The sequence below is a fragment of the Shewanella sp. ISTPL2 genome (genome assembly GCF_013283205.1).
GTDB lineage: Bacteria > Pseudomonadota > Gammaproteobacteria > Enterobacterales > Shewanellaceae > Shewanella > Shewanella oncorhynchi.
On the sequence record NZ_JAAPAV010000001.1, the window covers coordinates 3,054,708 to 3,073,021 of the forward strand.

Sequence of the window (18,314 nt, forward strand, 5' to 3'; positions counted from 1 at the left end):
ATTTAGCGAAGCAGGTAGTTCATATGAAAAGAGTTTTGGGGGGATGCCTTGCTTGCTGTTTATTTGGCGGCGCGATGAACTGTCAGGCAGCGAGTAGTTTTTCTGAGTTACAGTCGGAAGAACTGACACCGGTATTTGACCAAGCGATAGACTCCGCCTATGGATCTCAATCTGTCCTTTTAGAGAAAGAACTTCCAGCCTTAACTACCGATATTCAGAGTTGGAACAAACGCTACACTGGCTTTGATATCAACGAGAATAGTTGGGGTTGCGGTCTTATTGGAAGTAACGCTAAGGCACACCACATTGCTTATACCTTGTATTTTCAAACTGATAGAGAAGTATGGGTTCCACTGAATGGGAAAACCATCTATCAGTCATTTTGGCAGGTTGTCCATCCCAAACAGGAAGAGTATGTGTGGACATTTGACCAAAATTCGCAATAGCCGATGCGGCACTCGGCCGCGGTAAAAGTGGGGCTGAGCAAACTACAAGTAATTTAACGAGCCATCCATTGTTAAATTTGCAGAGTGTATGCTTGTAAAAAAGGCATACAGATAACTGGAGAGTTGGTTGAATTAAGCATTGGCATGTAAGTGACCGTTGACGGCATGGCCGCTCTTTCATATCTGACCCATAGGGATATGGGAAATGTCACTATGATGTCTGGAACATCATTGACCATGTGATCGCGGCATTTGCACTTCCGTATGCAGCAGATGCCGTCGTCGAGCCCTCATGGATACTTCTTGTGAAATAAAAGGGGTGGCGTGTCACTGGAATGACAGTGCTTAATCATCAGCTTCCGCTGTTAAGCCGCAAACGAGCTGCAAAATAGTCTGCCAACCTTTGATAAGAACGAAAGCGAGGACTGACACATTTCTTTCTGAGTTATTTGCAAGAAAAATATAGGTGTCTTTGAGTATTCCAAGCTTCTATCACTTGGCCGTAGGGTTATATAAAAATGGCAGTCTTACGTGTGATAGATTGGAGACTATCCTAATGATAAATTGGTTGAATACTAATATATTGGCAGACATTTAAGCTGAACAAAAATAGTGGGTTAAGCTCTTATTCTCAATTACAATGCACTATTTTTATTCGCTAAATGCGGCATTAAACGAGCAGGAAACCCAGTATGAATATCCCAATGATTACCGCGCTTCAGAGTGCTATTACCGAAGCGCTAGAGAGTATACCAACCGCTGAGGCGGAGCAGATTTATGCATTGTCTTTCTATATCAACAACGAATATGACGATCCCCGTCTACCTACGCTGACAGTCGGCTATAACACAGTCGACGAGTGGCATGCTTCGATTCCAAAGGCTTCTAGCTCTGACGAAGCAAAATGGAACTATGCCTTCTGGCTTCAAAACGAACTCCTCGTCTTTGGGGATTCTGACTCTCAGACTGCGGATATCTTAGCTCGCTGGGTGGCCGATCTCGGTCTCGGGTACAGTGATGCGGAGGAAGATGTCGATTTTGATCGCTGCCTTGAGCTCGGTCAGGAGATAACCGAGCAATTTGTTGCCGCAGTATGCGTTGTCGCTTCTACACTCCATTCCAACTTAACCGTTAGTCGCGTTTTCGGTCGTTCGCTACCCATCATAGTTCACGAGCTCGAGTACTATAACGAGATCGCAGATCAGACAGAGGCCTGTAACCCTCCCAGACTCGCCGAAGAGTTCGTTGCTTGGGTGCGCTCAATCTAACGTTGGTTATCAGTTATAGGTGGTAAGGATATAGGGCAGATTGGTTGGCGGCGGTTCAATAAGCCTAATCACAGAGCTTAATCACATAGCTTAATCACATAAGAAAAAGGATGCATCGATGAACGAAGAGCAATACGAGAAGGGTCTTGAGGTGCGTCGTGCTGTGATGGGCGATAGCTATGTGGATAAGGCGCTCAATAGTGCGACCGATTTTACGCAACCGCTGCAAGATTTAGTCACGGCCAATTGCTGGGGTGAAGTTTGGGTGCGTGATGCTATCTCAAGGCAAATGCGCAGTTTGATTACCATAGCGACGCTGGCGGCATTAAAGGCGCCGACTGAGTTAAAGGGCCATGTGCGGGGCGCGCTAAACAATGGCTGCTCGGTTGAAGAGATCCAAGAAGTCTTACTGCATTGCACCGTTTACTGCGGTATGCCTGCGGGGATTGAGGCTTTTCGAGCGGCGAAAGAAGCGATTGAGGAGTGGCAGGCGCAAAACAGTTAGCTCACTTGGTATTAATCATTTTGAGCGTCAATGGCTTTGAGGTTTAGTTGCTGTAAGATTTAGTTACTTTGCGGTTTAGTGGTTTTAACATTCGCTAGGGGAGCTGAGTTACGCGGATTCCCCTAGCGCATGATGGCTACAAACTTGAACAGTTTGCGCTTATTTTTGTAGCTGGGCTTTTGCGGCTTCTACTTTTGAGAAATCCAAACCGAGTTCAAGCACGGCTTCTTTGATCAAGGCCGGTTTCTGCATCACTAGTCCCAGCAGTTGTTGTAATTTTTCGGCTGGGATGCCTAATTGACCGAGCGTGCCCATCGCCATTAATGGATTTTCGGTTAATGTTTGAAACAGTTCTTGGATTTTAGCGTCACTGACGTTGTGTTCTTTTAAGATGGCAATAATGGGATTCATTGCATTACCTTGTTGATATGAAAGTTAAACAGGTGCCGATTTTATCACAGTTCTGCCAGAGTGGTTGCCTCACACATGCGTACCCATTGGATGTTGCCACGCTTTGCCTATGCCATTAAGCGCATTAGATTTTATCCCCAATAAGCTTTACTCTGGTGTCGTATTCCCCAAAATCTGCCGATAAAAACCTGAGCGACAGTCGTGCATCGTGAGCCGTTGCATTGGATATTATGGCTCTAGATATCATGACTCTAAGATATTGCTGCTCTAGATATGATTGCCTTAGATATCATGGCGCAATGCGATTGGGTAATCGCTGGCTTTTATCATCCCTTAAAAATAGAAAGGAACTGTGGTTATGCTTGATGTTGTCGCGAACCAAGACAAAAGTATTGTGGTTAAACAGTTGCGATACGGGCGTGATAATGAGGTGTTAGTCGTCGATGAGTGGCAACTGCATCCTGCTGAACATTGGGCGATTTTCGCGACCGACAGTTATTGTGGTTCCTTGCTCGGGCGAATATTAACGGGTGATATTCTGCCCGATGAAGGGACGATTTCTGGCCTGCCGCAACGTATCGGCTGGGTGTCACTTGGGTTGCAACAAGCATTGCTGGAGCGCGAGTTAGAAAAAGACGAACTGGATTACGGTTCGAGTGTCGAATCCTTAGTATTGGAATGCTGCCAAGATGCCAAGCAACTCCCAGCATTATTACAAAAGGTTGGGCTTGAGCCTCTGCGTCGGCGTGGTTTTCGGCAATTATCCACGGGCGAAACGCGCAGAGTCATGCTGGCGCGTGCGCTGGCAATATTACCGCAATTGCTGATCTTAGATGACCCTTATGCTGGGCTCGATGTTGAACATCAGACGAGTTTATCTGAGCTGCTGAGTGAAGTGGCTGAGCATACTCAGTTGCTGATCATCACCTCACGCCAAGAAGAATTGCCGCCGTGCATCAGCCATGTGGCGCTGTTTAATGGCGAGATGCTCAAATCGGGGCAGAGTGTGCATAAGCTCAGCCCGTCGATGTCGATTGAGCAATGGCACAATCATCCTGTGATGGCGCAGCTTAATGCGTTATCGGCGCAGCGTAGTGATGAACTCTTGGCCTTGATGGAGCGGCAAAGGCACAACGCCGAGGCGTTTGATCCTCTGGTCGAGATTAAAAATGGCAAAGTGGAATATGTCAGTGGGCTGATTTTCAGTGGCGTGAATTGGCGCATCGAGGCGGGGCAACATTGGCAAGTTCGCGGCCCAAATGGCTGCGGTAAAAGCACTTTGCTGGGGCTGATTTTGGGCGATCATCCCCAATGCTATAGCAATGATATCACGCTCTTTGGCCGACCTCGCGGAAGCGGCGAGAGTATTTGGCAGATTAAACAACGGATTGGCATAGTATCGTCGGCGCTGCACTTACAGTATCGCGTCAGTTGCTCGGCATTAGACGTGCTGCTTTCGGGCTTTTTTGACTCTATTGGTCTGTACCAGAAACCCACTAAACCTCAGCTAGATTTGGCAAAGGAATGGTTAGCCATTTTGCACATGACAGGGCTGGCAAGCACCAGCTTTAAGAAGCTCGATTATGGGCAGCAGCGATTATTGCTGATAGGTCGCGCCCTGATTAAACAGCCCTTATTACTGATTTTAGATGAGCCATATCAGGGCTTAGATTTTATTAATCGCACCTTAGTGATGCGGGCGTTGGAGATGATAGCCGAGCATCATCTGAGTCAATTGCTGTACGTGTCGCATCATAGGGAAGATGCCTTACCTGCGATTAAAAACTTTGTCGATTTTATTAAGCAAGATGACGGCTATTCGGTACAGGTGAACTACTGTGAGTCTGAGGATTAAACCCTTTTAAATCAGTAAATGCCACCTATCACAGCAGCTTAACGGCTGCTTATTTGTTTTGAGAGTTTGTCATTATCCCTCAGCACTCCAACGCAGATTAAAACTGACCTTAATGGGCGCTAGCCATTGAGTGTGTTAGTCACGCCAGACAGCAGTTCTGTTAATTAGTCATGCTTGATATAGGTAACTGTGAGCCGTCTTACAGTTTTGAATGTCGTTGGCGCGAATAATAGTTTCTGGCCTAGGCCAGAAACTCGTGACAGTTTTATGGTTCATCCACTGAACTTATTCATCAAGTCAGTTATCACGCTTGAGAATCCAGAACGATGGACTCCCTTAGCTAGATGAGCCTTAGATGAGCTTTAGTTGAGCCCTAGATGAGCCTGAGTGTCGTGCGCTGTAAACAAGATGTGCACTAAGACCTAAAACACGATTTCAAGACATATAAGACGACTTAAAGATAAACACATATATGCCAAGACCCAAAAAATGCCGTCAATTATCGAGCTGTGTGCCCTGTAGCCTATTTAAGCCTAATGGGATCCCTGCGGTTAAATTAACCCATATTCAATTAGAGGCCGATGAGTTTGAGGCCCTCGAACTGGGTGATGTTAAAAGATTAAGCCAGATCGAAGCCGCGGCCTTGATGGGGATCTCTCGGCAAACCTTTGGATACCTTCTCGCCAATGTCCGCAAAAAGGTGGCGACGGCCATTACTCAAGGTCAAGCCTTGAGACTGCCAACCCAAACAGACAAGGATTTATCATGATTATTGCCATGCCGATGAGCCGCGAACGCCTCGCCAGTCACTTTACGAAAGCCCTACAGATTGGCTTTTATAATGAACAGCTTCAGCTGATCAAGCTGGTCGATAACCCGGCAATTGAAGGTGACTGTAGTGCTAAAAAAGCCTTACTAGAGCTGATTATCCAACAGGGTACCAATATTGTACTTGTGCAGAATATTGGTGAGCGCATGTTAGGAAAGTTGCTCGATGCGGGGATTAGCGTGAGTAAAGGCAGTGCGAGCCAAACAGTGGTGACTTTGCTGGCACAAACGGCGGATTTGAATCTTAGGTTGACGGATGCATCCCAAGGTCGCGCTTCACTTAAACATGCCGCCAAGGGCGGATGTTGTCATTCTACAGGTGACGGCTGCGGTTGCAGTGGTAAAGCTAAAGCAGCACCTGGTTCAACACGTCTTATAAGCACGCCAGCAGTACAGGTTAAGCTCGATAAGTCAGTGCATTACGCTGGGTTTAGACCCTTGGTAAACAAATAATCTCACTGTCTAATTTGAATTATTCCGTCACGATCAAACCATAGGGGCGGGCAAGCGCCCCTCGAATATCCGCTAACGAAAACACCTTAGAAAACCGTCCAAAGGTTTTGCCATAAAACACACATTCCACCACAGGTAAGGCAAATACATTGTGGCTCGCCGCTATCTCAGCTTGGGCTTGGCAATCAATATAGGCCATCCGCATCAGCGGGAACACTTGCGCTAACATCTCTGCAATTCTCGGTTTGAGCGTTTGACACACACCACAGTTTGGCGCGCCAAATAACAACAGCACCGCCGCATGCTCGGTTAACATGGACTCAAGCATCTCAGGTGAATCAATGTGCGTGATGATATCGGTGTGCATGCGTTGCCATTTGGAAGTTGTGATGGGTATCAATTCATGGGTTAGTTTGCGTGTTTTTAGGGTTAAAGCCAGCCCATTGTTACCACGCGACTACCGATAAATTGACCAAGGTTGAATAAGCCAAATATGAGCAGCCCGATACTGGCAGCAATCACTCCGATTTGCTGTATGCCTGTTAGACGATTTAGCCATTGTTTTAGATTATTTATCATTTCGCTACCTGCTACCTGCTCATCATATGTCGCATCGCTAACTGCACCACTGGCGCTCGCAGGGAATGCCATCACCGTCACCATCCATTTGAGTATTGGGGCAATGTTGGATGTAGAAAGTCGCCTCAGCACAGGAACTCATGTGGCTGCAATGGGTTTTACCCGCTTCACATTGGAATCTTGGTGTTGCCGTTGCTTGTATTCGCGCTTTAGTTTCATACATGGGCATTGGCTGAATGTCTTCATTTGTGAGGACTGGTACTTCATCGATTGCAGGAGCTTCATTAAATTCTTGGTATTGTTTAAAGCCAAAGATAACTATGGCCACGATTATCAGCAGCGGGATTATCGTATTAAAAGAGGATTTTCGTGAGTTATGGTGATGCGCTTTGTCTTTGTTATTGAAGTTGAAGTTTTCATTGCGTGATTGGATATGAGAGTGGGAGCGTGTTGTTGCACTCGCTGCAACGACTGCGACGCCTTCAATTGAGGCGATAACCGCTTTTCTTTTGCCGTCATTTTGCACTTCCGTTTGAAACAGAATGCTGTCGCCCACTATGGGTTTTCTCGCCATCTTTTTCAGCACTGAAATGTGAATAAACACATCTTGGGCTGCGTTTTTTTCAGGCTGAATAAAGCCAAATCCCTTTTCATCGTTCCAGCGTACCAGTACGCCTCTATCCATGAGCATTTTCTATGTCCTTAATTTAACGGCTTAATATTTTTAGTTATTGAATATCAATACTTACTTGAGTCGTGCCTATTTATCTCTTTTAAGGAGCAAACCGTACTTAGGTTGACGAGTCAGCGATTCAATGTTGGCAGCTAAGTTACTCAAGCATAGGAAGTTTTGCAATTTTTTATCTTGAATTTGCTTATGTGTGACTCATTCGCATTGAGTGTATGGCGGTGGGGAAATGTGAGCACTTAGCAGAAACGGTTGGCATTTTGGTAAATTCAATACAAACAATAGATTGCATTAATAATAAACAAATTGATCAAAAAATGTGCATGAAAACTTGCAATTTTACTGTGTGCTACATAGTATTTGCTGTGTGGTGCACAGTGTGTGTGACACAGTGTTAAGGACAGGAATTCGACAATGACAAGTTCACAGCTAGTCAAAATGCGACTCGAGTTGCGCCGTGGGGTATTAGTGTTGGCGGTACTGGGATTATTAAAACAAGCCCACTACGGTTATTCGCTCCGCAAACAGTTGCAGGAAGGTGGTATTGATATTGACGAAGGGACTCTGTATCCCTTAGTGCGCCGCCTAGCCGATCAAGGATTGTTGGATAGTGAGTGGCGACAGGCCGAAGGGCGTGAGCGTCGTTATTACCAATTGTCGTCATTGGGCGCTGAGTTGCTCAGTCAACTTACCGATGAATGGCAGCAACTTAATGGCGCCTTGGCTTTTTTACTGGAGCAAAGCGCTGACACTAATGGCTCTGATATGAAAAGCTCAGACGAGAGTGCAGAGGAGATTTGATATGGAATTAGTCGATCGCTATATTGCCGCGGTGCAGCGAGAATTGCCCGAGAACAAACGTCAGGAAATAGGTCGTGAATTAAAAGCCAATATCTGCGACCAATTGGATGCCCTATCTGAACAAGGTGAATTGACTGAAGCGCAAATTGTCGCGGTATTAAAGCAAATGGGTCATCCCTGTAAGGTCGCGCAGCAATTTGTTCCGGCAGTACCTATTATTGCCTCTGAGGATATTCCGCTTTTTAAACATACACTTTTCACTGTGCTTGGGGTCTTGTTTGTGCTGCAGGTTGTGGGCGGCACGACTCAATGGTTGGGCTCTGCAGAGGGGGATCTATTAGGATTTATCCACCATATTGCCAAAGGTTTTATTGGCGATGCCTGTCTTGCCTTTACCGCTATCCTGTTGGCCTTTTGGAGTTTCTCGGCTCAGGGGAAACCTATGTCCGGCAGCAATTGCCAAAAATGGCAGCCGCAGAATTTGCCTAAGGTTGGGCCCGGTTGGCAGCATATTAGTTTAAGCGATGTGTTTACCGATCTGGCGACATATCTTTTTCTCTTACTTGTGATTTGGTGTTCTGTGTGGATGAGTAGCGAGCAATTAGCCGCGCGGACTGTGATTTTCAGCGCCAGTGCTCAGCAATTGTTGCAATGGTTTAGCCCTATTATTTTGCTGTCTATGGGGAATAGCCTCTGGCAACTACGCCGCCGAGTGTGGACTACTGAATTGTTACTGGCGAATATGGGGATCAATCTTGCTTATGCCTCGTTCTTAGTCTTTCTGGCCTTTAGTTCGCCACTATTACAAAGCCAAGTACAAAACCAAGGAGCTGAATTAAATGGGGAGTTTACGTTATTACAGTTAGAACATTGGCTAAGTTATACTCTAGTGATTGCCGCTATGTTCCCTGGCTATGAGGTGATTCGCGATGGGTTGCGTTGGCGTAAACTCGCAAGCAAATAAGTAAGGTTTAACCTAGGTTTTGTAGGTGAGTTTTATTCACTTTTTCATCGAATACATGGCCTGTTCAGTATGATTGAACAGGCTTTTTACATTAGTGCCATCTTCTGTGGGGAAAAGTAAGCCACGACTTTTACAGTCGATGCTGATTTATTCTGGGGTATCGCCATGATTCATTTCATTATTAAGCGATTTTTGGGCCTGTTGTTTGTAGGTGTCAAATATGCCTTCTTGCTTCATCTGTTTGAGCTCCCGAGCAAGATTAACGGCGAGTGCCGCGTGACGTTTATTTAAGTAACCATAGCTGGTGAGTTCTTCTAGGGTGGCAATCGCGATTATTTTGCTGCCTTGAAACTCAGGCGTTTGTAATAGATCCAATGAGCTTGCCTCCGTATCAATATAGATATCGATTCGGTCGCGGAGCATTTTACGAAAGGAGCTCGCGGGGGACGAAGATTCAGTCAGACGCTCCTTAGGAATGAGTCCCTTTAGCTTTTGTTCTGCGAGGAACACGCCTCGATAGTATTCGATCTTGTATCGACTCTTTTGCAGTGCTTGCCAGTCAGGTATTTTGATTTCGGGATTGTGCGCGAAGGCAATTAAATGGGTATCGATAACCGGTTCTTCAATTCGAATGAGGTTGGTAAACTTTTCGCCATAACGAGATACACGCCCCGGCTCGCCATCCACTTTACCTGAGTCCGCCATCATACTGGCGCGGGCTGCGGGAACCACTTGATAGGAGAAGTCATATCCTAAGCGTTCAAAGGCTTGGGCGTAAATCAGTTCAGCCCATTTAAAGTAGAAGTTATGTTTGGGGTCCTCATAAAACGCCATCGTAATGATAGGTTTATCAGCAATCATCACTGTGGTTTCTGCTGTTGATTTGCTGGTTGCATGAACCGAGACACAAAAGAAAAGGCCTACCCACACACTCCAAATGTGCATATTGCTCCATCGTTGCATAGCGTGTCTCTCAAAGTGTTGAGTTATTTAGAGTATAGCTAGCCTGATAAATGGGTTCATTTTTATTCAAGCAAGATTATTTTATTTCCATGATTTCGTACTAACACACGGTTGAAATGTGATCTGCTGGCGGACATTTTGTCCTTTTGGGTTTAAAAATGTGCGATACGGCACATAGAAATGATATTTGCCTGTATTTTGCTGGTTTTTTATTCATCAGAGTTTGAACTTGATCGGTTTTTTGCTTGTAAATAAGGCGTTAAATCCTTGCCGTCTATCACCTGTAGTAGGAAAGAAAGGATGAAATCGGGACTGGGATTATCAGGAATGCGGTTATCAAAGCTTTGGTTATCAATGACGTGGTTATTACCTCTTTGTTGTTTATCGAGTGCCGTAGTGGCAGAGGCGGCAACGGACAATATCGAACGCCTTGAGGTGCGCGGCAGGCAAATTAACACCTTAGGCCATAGCACTTCGGCATCGGAGGGAATAGTCGGCGCGGCAGAAATCGAGAGTCGACCCCTATTACGAACCGGCGAAATCCTCGAATTTGTTCCTGGGATGATAGTCACTCAGCACAGTGGTTCGGGTAAGGCTAATCAGTATTTCTTACGTGGCTTTAATTTGGATCATGGCACAGACTTTAATACTCGAGTCGATGGTATGCCTGTGAATATGCGAACCCATGGGCATGGTCAGGGTTATACGGATCTTAACTTTTTGATCCCTGAACTTATAGGCGAGATCCGTTATGCCAAAGGCGCTTATTATCCTGAGGTGGCCGATTTTTCTGGCGCGGGTGCTGCCCAATTACTGCTGGCTGATCAACTCCCCCATAACCAAGTTGGGGTGACGTTGGGGGAATATGGTTACCAGCGACTCGTGGCAACTCAGGAGCTAAACACTGACATGGGGCGTTTTATTTTGGGGGGGGAGGCACAAACCTATGATGGCCCGTGGACGGATATTGATGAGGATGTGAGTAAGGTCAGTGTCGTCGGGCGTTATTTAACTCGGCTCGGCGAGGGTGACTTAAGCGTCACTATGATGGCCTACGACAACAGCTGGAATTCGGCGGATCAGATCCCCGCCCGTGCGGTGGATTCTGGATTGATTGATTTTTATGGTTCTTTAGATAAAGACGTCGGCGGTGAATCTAACCGTTATAGCGTTTCAGCTAATTACGATGCGGGTGATTGGCAGGGAAATGTCTACGCTATTCGCTCGACTATGAATTTATTCTCTAATTTTACCTATTTTTTAAACGATCCCATCAATGGTGATGAGTTTGAACAAGTCGATGAACGCACGATTTGGGGCGGTGATCTCAAGCGTGATTGGCAGACTTCACTTGGTGGTACTCAACTGAATTACAGTGTGGGCGGCGATGTGCGTTATGACGATATTGGCGCAGTGGGTTTGTATAACACTCAGGCGCGACAACGGCTGAATACGGTAAGGCTTGATGAAGTGCAAGAGTTGTCGAGTGGCATCTTTGGCAAAGTTGAGTGGCTGCCAGCTGAGCAATGGCGTTTTAATCTTGGGCTGCGTTACGATTATTTTGATGTGCAGGTCGACAGTGATAATCCGCTTAACAGTGGCGATGCGTCCGATGGTATGTTCAGCCTCAAAGCTGGTGCTTCTTATTTGTGGAGCGATAATCTTGAGTTATATGTTAATGCAGGCCAGGGGCTACATTCGAACGATGCCCGCGGTGCAACGATCAAGGTTGACCCCGTGAGTGGCGATGAGGTCGAAAAAGTCGATCTCCTCGTGCGCTCAAATGGTGGCGAATTTGGGGTGAAATACTATGACAGGGACTTTATTAATTTCTCTGCTGCGATCTGGTATCTGCAACTAGATTCAGAATTAGTATTTGTGGGCGATGCGGGGAACACTGAGCCGAGTCGTGCATCTGAACGTTATGGTGCTGAATTAACGGCTTATTATTGGCTGAATGAGGCAATCAGTATCGATATGGAATTAGCGTGGACTAACGCCAGATTTACTGAAAATGAATTTGAAGAGGGCAAGTATATCGATGGCGCGGTTCCCTTTGTTGCCAGTGCGGGCATCACCTATCGACCCGACGGCGATGGCCTGTATTCGAGTGTACGCGTGCGGCATCTTGGCGAGCGGGTGCTCGACAGCTTTAATGACCACAAGGCTGATGCGACCACATTAGTTAACCTCGCATTAGGATACGAGTTCAGCCGCTTCGACACTAAGCTTGAGCTGCTCAATGTGTTTGATAGTAAAGATCACGACATAGATTATTTTTATGCCTCTCGTTTGCCCGGCGAAGCTGCCGAAGGCGTTGAAGATCAGCATTATCATCCTGTTGAGCCACGAATGGTGAGAGTCAGCGTGAGTTATCATTTCTAGTGATATTCATCTGTTAAGGCGATATCGAAAGTTATTACGTATTCCGCCGAGCAAAAAATGTATCTCAATTAAGCGTCCAGATAGTTGGGCGCTTTTTTCTGCTGCACTCATTTAAGCGCTAATTTAAGCACCAATCTAAGCCCAAATCGCTTCAAACTATGTGGCTGCAATAATTTACTATTCCCACGCTGACAATGGAGGCTAGAATGAGGACGAGTCGATCTGAGTTTCCCCCTGTTTTACAGCTGATGCTATAGGTAGTCGCCGCGAGTTATGAGTACTGCAACACCCATTGAAAACATTAATTATTGGCGTCATCCTAGCTTATCAGGCATAGAACTGAGTCAGGCGGAATTTACGCATTTCAGTTTTGATAAACATGTGCATCTGGATTACCACTTAGGCGTAGTCACTCAAGGCGCGCAGCAGTTTGTGAATAAGGGCAGCAGTTATCAGCTTGGTCAGCATAGTTTATCGACCTTAAATCCCGACGACACCCACGATGGTCAGAGCCGCGATGCCGACGGTTATCGGGTGAAAGTGATGTCGATCCCCGTGGAATATATGAATGAAGTCAGTCAAGAACTGGGTTTGAAGGAGCACTTTTTCAGCGCGCCTATGGTGGATGACCCGACGCTTTATCAATATTTTATTCAGCTACACGAGCTATTAATTCAAGGCCAATGCAGTGCGCTTGCGGGTGAGTCCCACTTACTGAATTTTATTCATCTGCTGCTGGAGCGTTACCCGAGCGGTATTTCATCTTGCCTATCTAAACCAAATCAACCGCAGGGGTTATCTAAGTTGCAGGTGAGCTTAGTGAAACAGCGAATTCACGATGAGCCTTGGCATAATACTCAACTTGAAACCTTAGCCAATGAAGTGAATTTAAGTAAGTTTCAGTTTTTACGGCAATTTAAACAGGCAACAGGGATGACTCCCCATGCGTACCTTAAACGGGTGCGCTTAGAGTTGGCGAAAAAATCCTTAAGTCATGGCGCTTTAGTGGCGGATGTGGCGCAGCAGTTCGGATTTTTCGATCAAAGTCATTTAAACAAAGCTTTTAAGCAGGCATTCCTATTATCGCCAGTGCAATTTCAGCGGCGTATGCTCTAATTTCCGCCCGTCTTTCGACGCCGCTGGTTTTTAAAAAACACTGAATAGTGCAATTTATTACAATTCAGCGCTGCGACAAATTGCCATACTGGCTGCCTCAGTTATCGTTATTAACCTTTTTTGCGGAGCCGCATATCTATGGATTTATCTTTATTACTCACCTTGGCTGTAATCCATGCCGTTGCTTTAATCAGTCCCGGACCCGATTTTGCTATTATGGTGAAGATTGCGACTCAGCAGTCCAGAAGCACTGCGGTTGCCGCCGCTGTGGGGATTTCAATAGCCATTTTAGCTCATACGATTTTGAGTCTGACCGGTGTGAGTCTACTCATTAAGAGTTCGCACACTCTGTATCTCTTAGTGCAAATTGTGGGCGCTTCTTACCTCGCTTGGATGGGGTTTGGTGCCCTGCGTGCCAGCCTTGCGATACTCGCTAAACGTAAAATGAGTGCCAGAGTCCATGCAGGGACAAATGATGATGCTGTCATTAGCGCTGGTGACGTTGAAGGCGTGGCGTCTGTTGCTGGTGGCTTAGGTGGCGCTATGTCACGCAGGCAAGGTTTTTTGACTGGGCTTTATACCAATCTATTGAATCCGAAAGCATTAGTGTTTTTCTTAACCCTGTTTTCGGCCTTGATTACCCCAAGTGTTACAACGAGTACTAAAATCGCTTCCGCTATTTTGTTGTTGTCTTTGTCATTGGCATGGTTTGGCTTTTTAGCGGTAATGTTGTCAAAGGCGCAGGTGCAACTTAAATTGCAGCGACTAACACCGGTTATCGATGCGGTTATTGGTGTCATCTTTATGTCAGTAGCCTTGGCGATTTACTCAAACCTATTATTAACCGCTTAGTCAGGCGCAGTGTAAATCACCTTAGGTTTTAGTCTGAGGCACTTATGGTATTCTTGGCCTTTAGTCTCAGCAGAGACATTTGAAGTAAGGGATAAAGATGCCATTCGCCTCACGACTCAAGGGAAGCAAATTAGCTGTTTTCAGCCAAGTTACACTGATGAATATCGCGTTTTCTGCGGCGTTAATATTCAGCGTTATGGGTTTAAGCATCAATGCAAACGCCGCGGATGAAGCCATGCCACAGGAATATATTCCTCTGGTGCAGGGACTTATCGACGCCGCCAAGGCCAATGATCTTGAGGCGATTGCTAAGCGTGTGGCTTACCCGCTTAAACGTGAATATCCTATCCCCGCGATTCAAAATACCCAGGAAATGATCGCACGTTTCGATCAGGTTTTTGATCCTAAGCTGCTTGAGCAGATCGCCCATTCTAAGATTGAAGCTGATTGGCAGACGATGGGCTGGCGCGGCATTATGCTCGGTAGCGGTGTTGTGTGGCTGGATTTTGATGGCAAGATCATCGCCATTAACTATCAAACACCGGTAGAGGCAAAACTGAAAGCTGAGCTTATTGCTAAGCAACAAACGGCATTACATCCGAGTGTGAGTGAGTTTGTCAGCCCTGCGTTATCTTGGGAGACCGCCAAGTTTACCATTCGTGTCGATGATATGGGGAACAGCCAATACCGCTATGCCGCATGGGCAAAGGGTAAGGCATTGAGTGAAAAGCCAGATTTAGTGCTGAATAAAGGCAAACTCGTTTTTGATGGCAGTGGAGGGAATCATTCATACCAATTTCGCAGCGGCCCATACCAGTATTATTGTTATGTCACCGTCTTAGGCGGCAGCGATAGTCCTCTAGGCGAGCTAGTGGTGTTTAAGAATGACCAAGAAATACTGACACAAGCTGTTATTAAAGCAGACTAGTCTCGTTTCCCTATCCCTATGAGTGAGATTTAAAGCCGCGACCCTATGTTGATGGTCGCTGCTTTAATCTTCCATATTTTAGAAAGTTACTGTGGCAACAATGCTAATCTTAGGTAAGTTCTCAATATATAAATCCGTCCTAAAAAGTTAATGCCCCTTTTCATGGTAGCACCACGCAAAACTACGCTTGTCGCGTCGGACTGTTGACCAAATTTTTGTAATGCTACAATGTGACTACAAAAACAATGATTATCCACGCAGCAAATTACAGTTCAATTCGTCCATTAGTGTTTGTTTCACTTATTCGAAAAGTGTAAATGGTAAGGAGTCATGATGTACGATATATTGCTAAGACATATCCAAAAAAACTATGAAATATTACCTCTAGTAAAAATAGGAAATAAAGGCGGTTCTTGCAGATTCTGTAAGTCGAGTAAAGCATCGTATCGTAATAAATCACACTCTATTCCCGAGTTATTAGGAAATAAAAGCATATTCACTTTAGATGAATGTGACGAGTGCAACAAATATTTCGGTCGTAAAATTGAGAGGGATTTGAGTGAGTTTGTTACTCCTTCGTGGTTTACTAAGTTAAAGGGAAAGAATGGGCGTAGGACAATGCAAGCACTTGGTGGAATCAAACTATCTAGTGATGTCAGTTCCTTAAATATAGAATTTCCTGACCATAGCAGTAACTATTTAAAAGACATTATACTGGAGACAAAAGGCCGTTCCTTTGCGGGAGTTAATGTATATAAAGCATGGGTGAAGATCCTAGTTTCAATTTTACCTGAAAAATATCTGTCTGATTTCGATGATACGACAAAATGGCTGCTTTCAGATGATGGATTTGAAAAACTAAACCACAGGCCTTTTATATTGGTTGGGAATCAACTACCTGATTTTAGGTTGCCTGATGTTATGGATGTAGAACTTATTAGACAGCAGAATGCAGGTGAGGATGCAGTTTATCAATTAGATGTAAGGTTCAACAACTATTATATAAAATTGCCTTTTTCACCCAAAGCAAAGTGTATGTTTAGAGTTGGTGAAGTTATTCCGGCTAGAAATGAAATTGAAAAAGTATATTTTCAGGAGATCGACCTTTCAAAATATGTTTCTAAGCATAACTACAAACTGAAACTAGATATCTCAAGTGTTAAATGAAAAAATTGAGTACTAATCTACCTTAATTAACCTATTTTGTCCCAAATGTGAGTTATAACATTCTGTGGAAATGACAATTCACGCAGCATTATTCAGTCGGTTTTAATTCGCGAAATAAAAGAGCATTAAGGATGAACTTAATGCTCTTTTTTATGGATAAATGCCTGCTCAAACTGTGTTGCGGTAATGGGTTTACCGTAGAGGTAGCCTTGGCCTAAGTCGCATTCCTCGTGACGAATAAAGGCATCTTGTTCTAGGGTTTCTACGCCTTCGGCGATCACTTCCAAGTCCAGTTTCTTACCAATGGCAATAATTGCCTTGGTTAACTCTCTATTTTGTTCGTTTTCTTCGAGTTTACTAATAAAGCAGCGATCGATTTTTAAGGTGTCGAAAGAGTATTTTTGTAGATAACTTAAGGATGAGTAGCCTGTGCCAAAATCATCTAGGGAGATGCGGATACCGAGTTCTTGTAGTTTTTGGATGGCATTGTGGGCAATGTGTTCATCCTGCATCAGCATGCCTTCGGTAATTTCAAGTTCTAAGGCGGTGGGGGGCAATTGATAAAGGGTGAGTAAGTCGGCTATGTGTTCGCTAAAGCGGGGATTGCGCATTTGCAAAGGGGAAATATTGATGGCGATTTTAAACTCTTGGCCTACCTCGCGACACCATTTTGCCGCCTGAGACAGTGCGGTATGCAATACAAAATTGCCAATATCGATAATCTGGCCATTACGTTCAGCTAAGGCGATGAATCTGTCTGGGGCGACATTGCCAAGGATGGGATTATGCCAGCGCAGCAGGGCTTCGGCACCAATCACTTGCTTCGTCTTTAAGTTAATAAAGGGTTGGTAATGCAGGCTTAACTCGTTCTTGTTCAGTGCATCGACCAAGTGGGATTCCAGTTGATAGCGTAGGTTTAAAGCGGCTTGCGTATCTTGATTAAAGAAGCTGTGAGTTGAGCCATCAGCCTTGCTGATCGTCATGGCCGCTCCGGCTTTTTGCAGCAGGATGGCGGCATCGATACCATCCATAGGCGCTTGTGCTATGCCCATGCTCGAGGGAATCGTGATTACAAAATCAGCCACACCAAAGGGGGTATTACAGCAGTTAAGCACTTTATTGATGAGTTTATTGGTTTCGTTATTCGAAGGTTTGTGGGCTTGAATAATCACAAATTCGGCGCCAGCGATGCGGGCGATAAAGGTGTTTTCATCGGTATAGTGCTGTAAACGTTGGCTGAGAATAGTGAGAATTTTATCGCCAATCAGGTAACCATAACTGTCGTTGATGGATTTGAAATTACGCAGCCCAAGATAGAGTACTGAAATCTTTTCTTTGCGATTCACTTTTTCGAGCATGATCGACAGACTATTAATCAAATTGATGCGGTTGGGTAATCCCGTGAGTGGATCGTAGCTTTTATGGTATTCCAGTGAGGTTTCGGTGGAGGTGCGGTTTTCGATTTCTTTGATGAGCTTGCCGCTAAGTTCGGCGAGTTCATGGGTGCGCTGTTGTACTTTTTGCTCTAGCTGCTGATTGTACAGTTGTAGCTTAGCCTGTTGATAAAGGGTGACTAGGTTAGCTTCGATACCATTTTGAAACCGAGCGAGTAAGCTGCGAAAAGATTGGCGGTAATTATGCTCTTGGCTATCGAGCATGCAGATAGTGCCAAAGGCACTGCCATCTGGCCAACGTAAAGGTAAACCACAGTATGCGATCATGCCGAGTTTAATGTCAGGATTTTTGTCCCAGTTTTTATCCTTTAGGGCATTAGGAATGTGGAGTTCCTTACCTTCTTTGATCACTGTTTCGCAGTAAAGTCCGTGGCCTAAACTGTCTTTATCATGTTTTTTATAGGGATTACCTTGGGTGCGGCTCGAGGTAAAGACCTCAATATCGGTTTGATGGACACGCATGATCAAAGCGGCGGGAGTGTCGACTAATTCAGAGAGTAAATCTAAGGTTTGTTGCCAGTTATCAACCATTTCTTGGGGAACAACGATTTTGTCTGTGTCGATAGCAATGTCGGCAAATAAACGATCTTTTTGAGACTGGTTAATGGCGAGGTTGTATGGCATGAATGCTCAGTCCTAGAGGCGCGATAC

The 18,314-nt window shown here is 45.2% G+C and carries 19 protein-coding genes; 13 read left to right on the forward strand and 6 right to left on the reverse strand.

Annotation, left to right across the window (positions count from 1 at the left end; genetic code table 11):
* Positions 1–74: 74 nt before the first annotated feature.
* From HUB64_RS13270 to HUB64_RS13280, 3 genes are all read left to right on the forward strand, one after another.
* A complete protein-coding gene (locus tag HUB64_RS13270) occupies positions 75–446 on the forward strand; it encodes a hypothetical protein (protein WP_254451418.1) in 372 nt (123 codons plus the stop codon).
* A gap of 692 nt (positions 447–1,138) precedes the next feature.
* Positions 1,139–1,714 carry a hypothetical protein gene (locus HUB64_RS13275; RefSeq protein ID WP_173497158.1) on the forward strand — a complete coding sequence of 192 codons (576 nt, stop codon included), beginning with the start codon at positions 1,139–1,141 and terminating at the stop codon, positions 1,712–1,714.
* A gap of 118 nt (positions 1,715–1,832) precedes the next feature.
* On the forward strand, positions 1,833–2,219 hold the full coding sequence (locus HUB64_RS13280) for a carboxymuconolactone decarboxylase family protein (protein WP_173497159.1): 387 nt from the start codon (positions 1,833–1,835) through the stop codon (positions 2,217–2,219).
* Positions 2,220–2,378: 159 nt separating this feature from the next.
* Here the strand turns inward: HUB64_RS13280 and HUB64_RS13285 are convergent, their stop codons facing one another.
* Positions 2,379–2,630, reverse strand: coding sequence for a DUF2999 family protein (locus HUB64_RS13285; protein WP_006083102.1), 252 nt, complete (start codon positions 2,628–2,630; stop codon positions 2,379–2,381).
* Positions 2,631–2,988: 358 nt separating this feature from the next.
* Between HUB64_RS13285 and HUB64_RS13290 the strand changes: the two genes are divergently transcribed.
* From HUB64_RS13290 to HUB64_RS13300, 3 genes are all read left to right on the forward strand, one after another.
* Positions 2,989–4,485, forward strand: coding sequence for an ATP-binding cassette domain-containing protein (locus tag HUB64_RS13290; protein WP_173497160.1), 1,497 nt, complete (start codon positions 2,989–2,991; stop codon positions 4,483–4,485).
* A 472-nt stretch (positions 4,486–4,957) separates the two neighbouring features.
* Entirely contained in the window at positions 4,958–5,254 is a 297-nt protein-coding gene (locus HUB64_RS13295; protein WP_173497161.1) for a DUF134 domain-containing protein, read from the forward strand.
* Positions 5,251–5,766: a NifB/NifX family molybdenum-iron cluster-binding protein gene (locus tag HUB64_RS13300; protein WP_173497162.1), complete on the forward strand. Its 516-nt coding sequence runs from the start codon at positions 5,251–5,253 to the stop codon at positions 5,764–5,766. Before HUB64_RS13295 ends, HUB64_RS13300 begins: the two co-directional genes overlap by 4 nt.
* 19 nt (positions 5,767–5,785) lie before the next feature.
* Here HUB64_RS13300 and HUB64_RS13305 read toward each other — a convergent pair whose 3' ends face one another.
* From HUB64_RS13305 to HUB64_RS13315, 3 genes are all read right to left on the reverse strand, one after another.
* The gene (locus HUB64_RS13305) at positions 5,786–6,133 is read right to left on the reverse strand and encodes a co-chaperone YbbN (RefSeq protein WP_173497163.1); all 348 of its coding nucleotides are present in this window, start codon (positions 6,131–6,133) and stop codon (positions 5,786–5,788) included.
* Positions 6,134–6,195: 62 nt separating this feature from the next.
* A complete protein-coding gene (locus HUB64_RS13310; RefSeq protein WP_173496094.1) occupies positions 6,196–6,417 on the reverse strand; it encodes a hypothetical protein in 222 nt (73 codons plus the stop codon).
* Entirely contained in the window at positions 6,383–7,036 is a 654-nt protein-coding gene (locus tag HUB64_RS13315; RefSeq protein ID WP_173497164.1) for an excalibur calcium-binding domain-containing protein, read from the reverse strand. Before HUB64_RS13315 ends, HUB64_RS13310 begins: the two co-directional genes overlap by 35 nt.
* Positions 7,037–7,447: 411 nt before the next feature.
* Between HUB64_RS13315 and HUB64_RS13320 the strand changes: the two genes are divergently transcribed.
* Positions 7,448–7,834, forward strand: a complete 387-nt coding sequence (locus tag HUB64_RS13320) for a PadR family transcriptional regulator (protein WP_105251375.1) — start codon at positions 7,448–7,450, stop codon at positions 7,832–7,834.
* A 1-nt stretch (position 7,835) separates the two neighbouring features.
* The gene (locus tag HUB64_RS13325) at positions 7,836–8,798 is read left to right on the forward strand and encodes a hypothetical protein (RefSeq protein WP_173497165.1); all 963 of its coding nucleotides are present in this window, start codon (positions 7,836–7,838) and stop codon (positions 8,796–8,798) included.
* A gap of 147 nt (positions 8,799–8,945) precedes the next feature.
* Here the strand turns inward: HUB64_RS13325 and HUB64_RS13330 are convergent, their stop codons facing one another.
* Positions 8,946–9,761 carry an ABC transporter substrate-binding protein gene (locus HUB64_RS13330; protein WP_173497166.1) on the reverse strand — a complete coding sequence of 272 codons (816 nt, stop codon included), beginning with the start codon at positions 9,759–9,761 and terminating at the stop codon, positions 8,946–8,948.
* Between the two features lie 300 nt (positions 9,762–10,061).
* On the opposite strand from HUB64_RS13330, the gene HUB64_RS13335 reads away from it, so the two are divergent.
* From HUB64_RS13335 to HUB64_RS13355, 5 genes are all read left to right on the forward strand, one after another.
* Positions 10,062–12,146 (forward strand): TonB-dependent receptor, encoded by a 2,085-nt coding sequence (locus HUB64_RS13335; RefSeq protein ID WP_173497167.1) that lies wholly within the window; start codon positions 10,062–10,064, stop codon positions 12,144–12,146.
* A 273-nt stretch (positions 12,147–12,419) separates the two neighbouring features.
* Positions 12,420–13,262: an AraC family transcriptional regulator gene (locus HUB64_RS13340; protein ID WP_105251379.1), complete on the forward strand. Its 843-nt coding sequence runs from the start codon at positions 12,420–12,422 to the stop codon at positions 13,260–13,262.
* Between the two features lie 138 nt (positions 13,263–13,400).
* Positions 13,401–14,114, forward strand: coding sequence for a LysE family translocator (locus HUB64_RS13345; protein WP_173497168.1), 714 nt, complete (start codon positions 13,401–13,403; stop codon positions 14,112–14,114).
* Positions 14,115–14,211: 97 nt separating this feature from the next.
* Positions 14,212–15,042 carry a hypothetical protein gene (locus HUB64_RS13350; RefSeq protein ID WP_173246922.1) on the forward strand — a complete coding sequence of 277 codons (831 nt, stop codon included), beginning with the start codon at positions 14,212–14,214 and terminating at the stop codon, positions 15,040–15,042.
* Positions 15,043–15,375: 333 nt separating this feature from the next.
* A complete protein-coding gene (locus tag HUB64_RS13355; protein WP_173497169.1) occupies positions 15,376–16,209 on the forward strand; it encodes an HNH endonuclease in 834 nt (277 codons plus the stop codon).
* A 137-nt stretch (positions 16,210–16,346) separates the two neighbouring features.
* Here HUB64_RS13355 and HUB64_RS13360 read toward each other — a convergent pair whose 3' ends face one another.
* Positions 16,347–18,287, reverse strand: coding sequence for a GGDEF and EAL domain-containing protein (locus HUB64_RS13360; RefSeq protein ID WP_173497170.1), 1,941 nt, complete (start codon positions 18,285–18,287; stop codon positions 16,347–16,349).
* Positions 18,288–18,314 lie beyond the last annotated feature (27 nt).

What these genes read in the sequence shown, in the direction of transcription:
- HUB64_RS13310 (WP_173496094.1), bottom strand. Translation starts at nt 6,417, where the DNA reads ATGGCATTCCCTGCGAGCGCCAGTGGTGCAGTTAGCGATGCGACATAT.
- HUB64_RS13315 (WP_173497164.1), bottom strand. Translation starts at nt 7,036, where the DNA reads ATGCTCATGGATAGAGGCGTACTGGTACGCTGGAACGATGAAAAGGGA.
- HUB64_RS13295 (WP_173497161.1), top strand. Translation starts at nt 4,958, where the DNA reads ATGCCAAGACCCAAAAAATGCCGTCAATTATCGAGCTGTGTGCCCTGT.
- HUB64_RS13340 (WP_105251379.1), top strand. Translation starts at nt 12,420, where the DNA reads ATGAGTACTGCAACACCCATTGAAAACATTAATTATTGGCGTCATCCT.
- HUB64_RS13330 (WP_173497166.1), bottom strand. Translation starts at nt 9,761, where the DNA reads ATGCAACGATGGAGCAATATGCACATTTGGAGTGTGTGGGTAGGCCTT.
- HUB64_RS13300 (WP_173497162.1), top strand. Translation starts at nt 5,251, where the DNA reads ATGATTATTGCCATGCCGATGAGCCGCGAACGCCTCGCCAGTCACTTT.
- HUB64_RS13290 (WP_173497160.1), top strand. Translation starts at nt 2,989, where the DNA reads ATGCTTGATGTTGTCGCGAACCAAGACAAAAGTATTGTGGTTAAACAG.
- HUB64_RS13305 (WP_173497163.1), bottom strand. Translation starts at nt 6,133, where the DNA reads ATGCACACCGATATCATCACGCACATTGATTCACCTGAGATGCTTGAG.
- HUB64_RS13275 (WP_173497158.1), top strand. Translation starts at nt 1,139, where the DNA reads ATGAATATCCCAATGATTACCGCGCTTCAGAGTGCTATTACCGAAGCG.
- HUB64_RS13360 (WP_173497170.1), bottom strand. Translation starts at nt 18,287, where the DNA reads ATGCCATACAACCTCGCCATTAACCAGTCTCAAAAAGATCGTTTATTT.
- HUB64_RS13285 (WP_006083102.1), bottom strand. Translation starts at nt 2,630, where the DNA reads ATGAATCCCATTATTGCCATCTTAAAAGAACACAACGTCAGTGACGCT.
- HUB64_RS13345 (WP_173497168.1), top strand. Translation starts at nt 13,401, where the DNA reads ATGGATTTATCTTTATTACTCACCTTGGCTGTAATCCATGCCGTTGCT.
- HUB64_RS13325 (WP_173497165.1), top strand. Translation starts at nt 7,836, where the DNA reads ATGGAATTAGTCGATCGCTATATTGCCGCGGTGCAGCGAGAATTGCCC.
- HUB64_RS13270 (WP_254451418.1), top strand. Translation starts at nt 75, where the DNA reads ATGAACTGTCAGGCAGCGAGTAGTTTTTCTGAGTTACAGTCGGAAGAA.
- HUB64_RS13350 (WP_173246922.1), top strand. Translation starts at nt 14,212, where the DNA reads ATGCCATTCGCCTCACGACTCAAGGGAAGCAAATTAGCTGTTTTCAGC.
- HUB64_RS13280 (WP_173497159.1), top strand. Translation starts at nt 1,833, where the DNA reads ATGAACGAAGAGCAATACGAGAAGGGTCTTGAGGTGCGTCGTGCTGTG.
- HUB64_RS13320 (WP_105251375.1), top strand. Translation starts at nt 7,448, where the DNA reads ATGACAAGTTCACAGCTAGTCAAAATGCGACTCGAGTTGCGCCGTGGG.
- HUB64_RS13355 (WP_173497169.1), top strand. Translation starts at nt 15,376, where the DNA reads ATGTACGATATATTGCTAAGACATATCCAAAAAAACTATGAAATATTA.
- HUB64_RS13335 (WP_173497167.1), top strand. Translation starts at nt 10,062, where the DNA reads ATGAAATCGGGACTGGGATTATCAGGAATGCGGTTATCAAAGCTTTGG.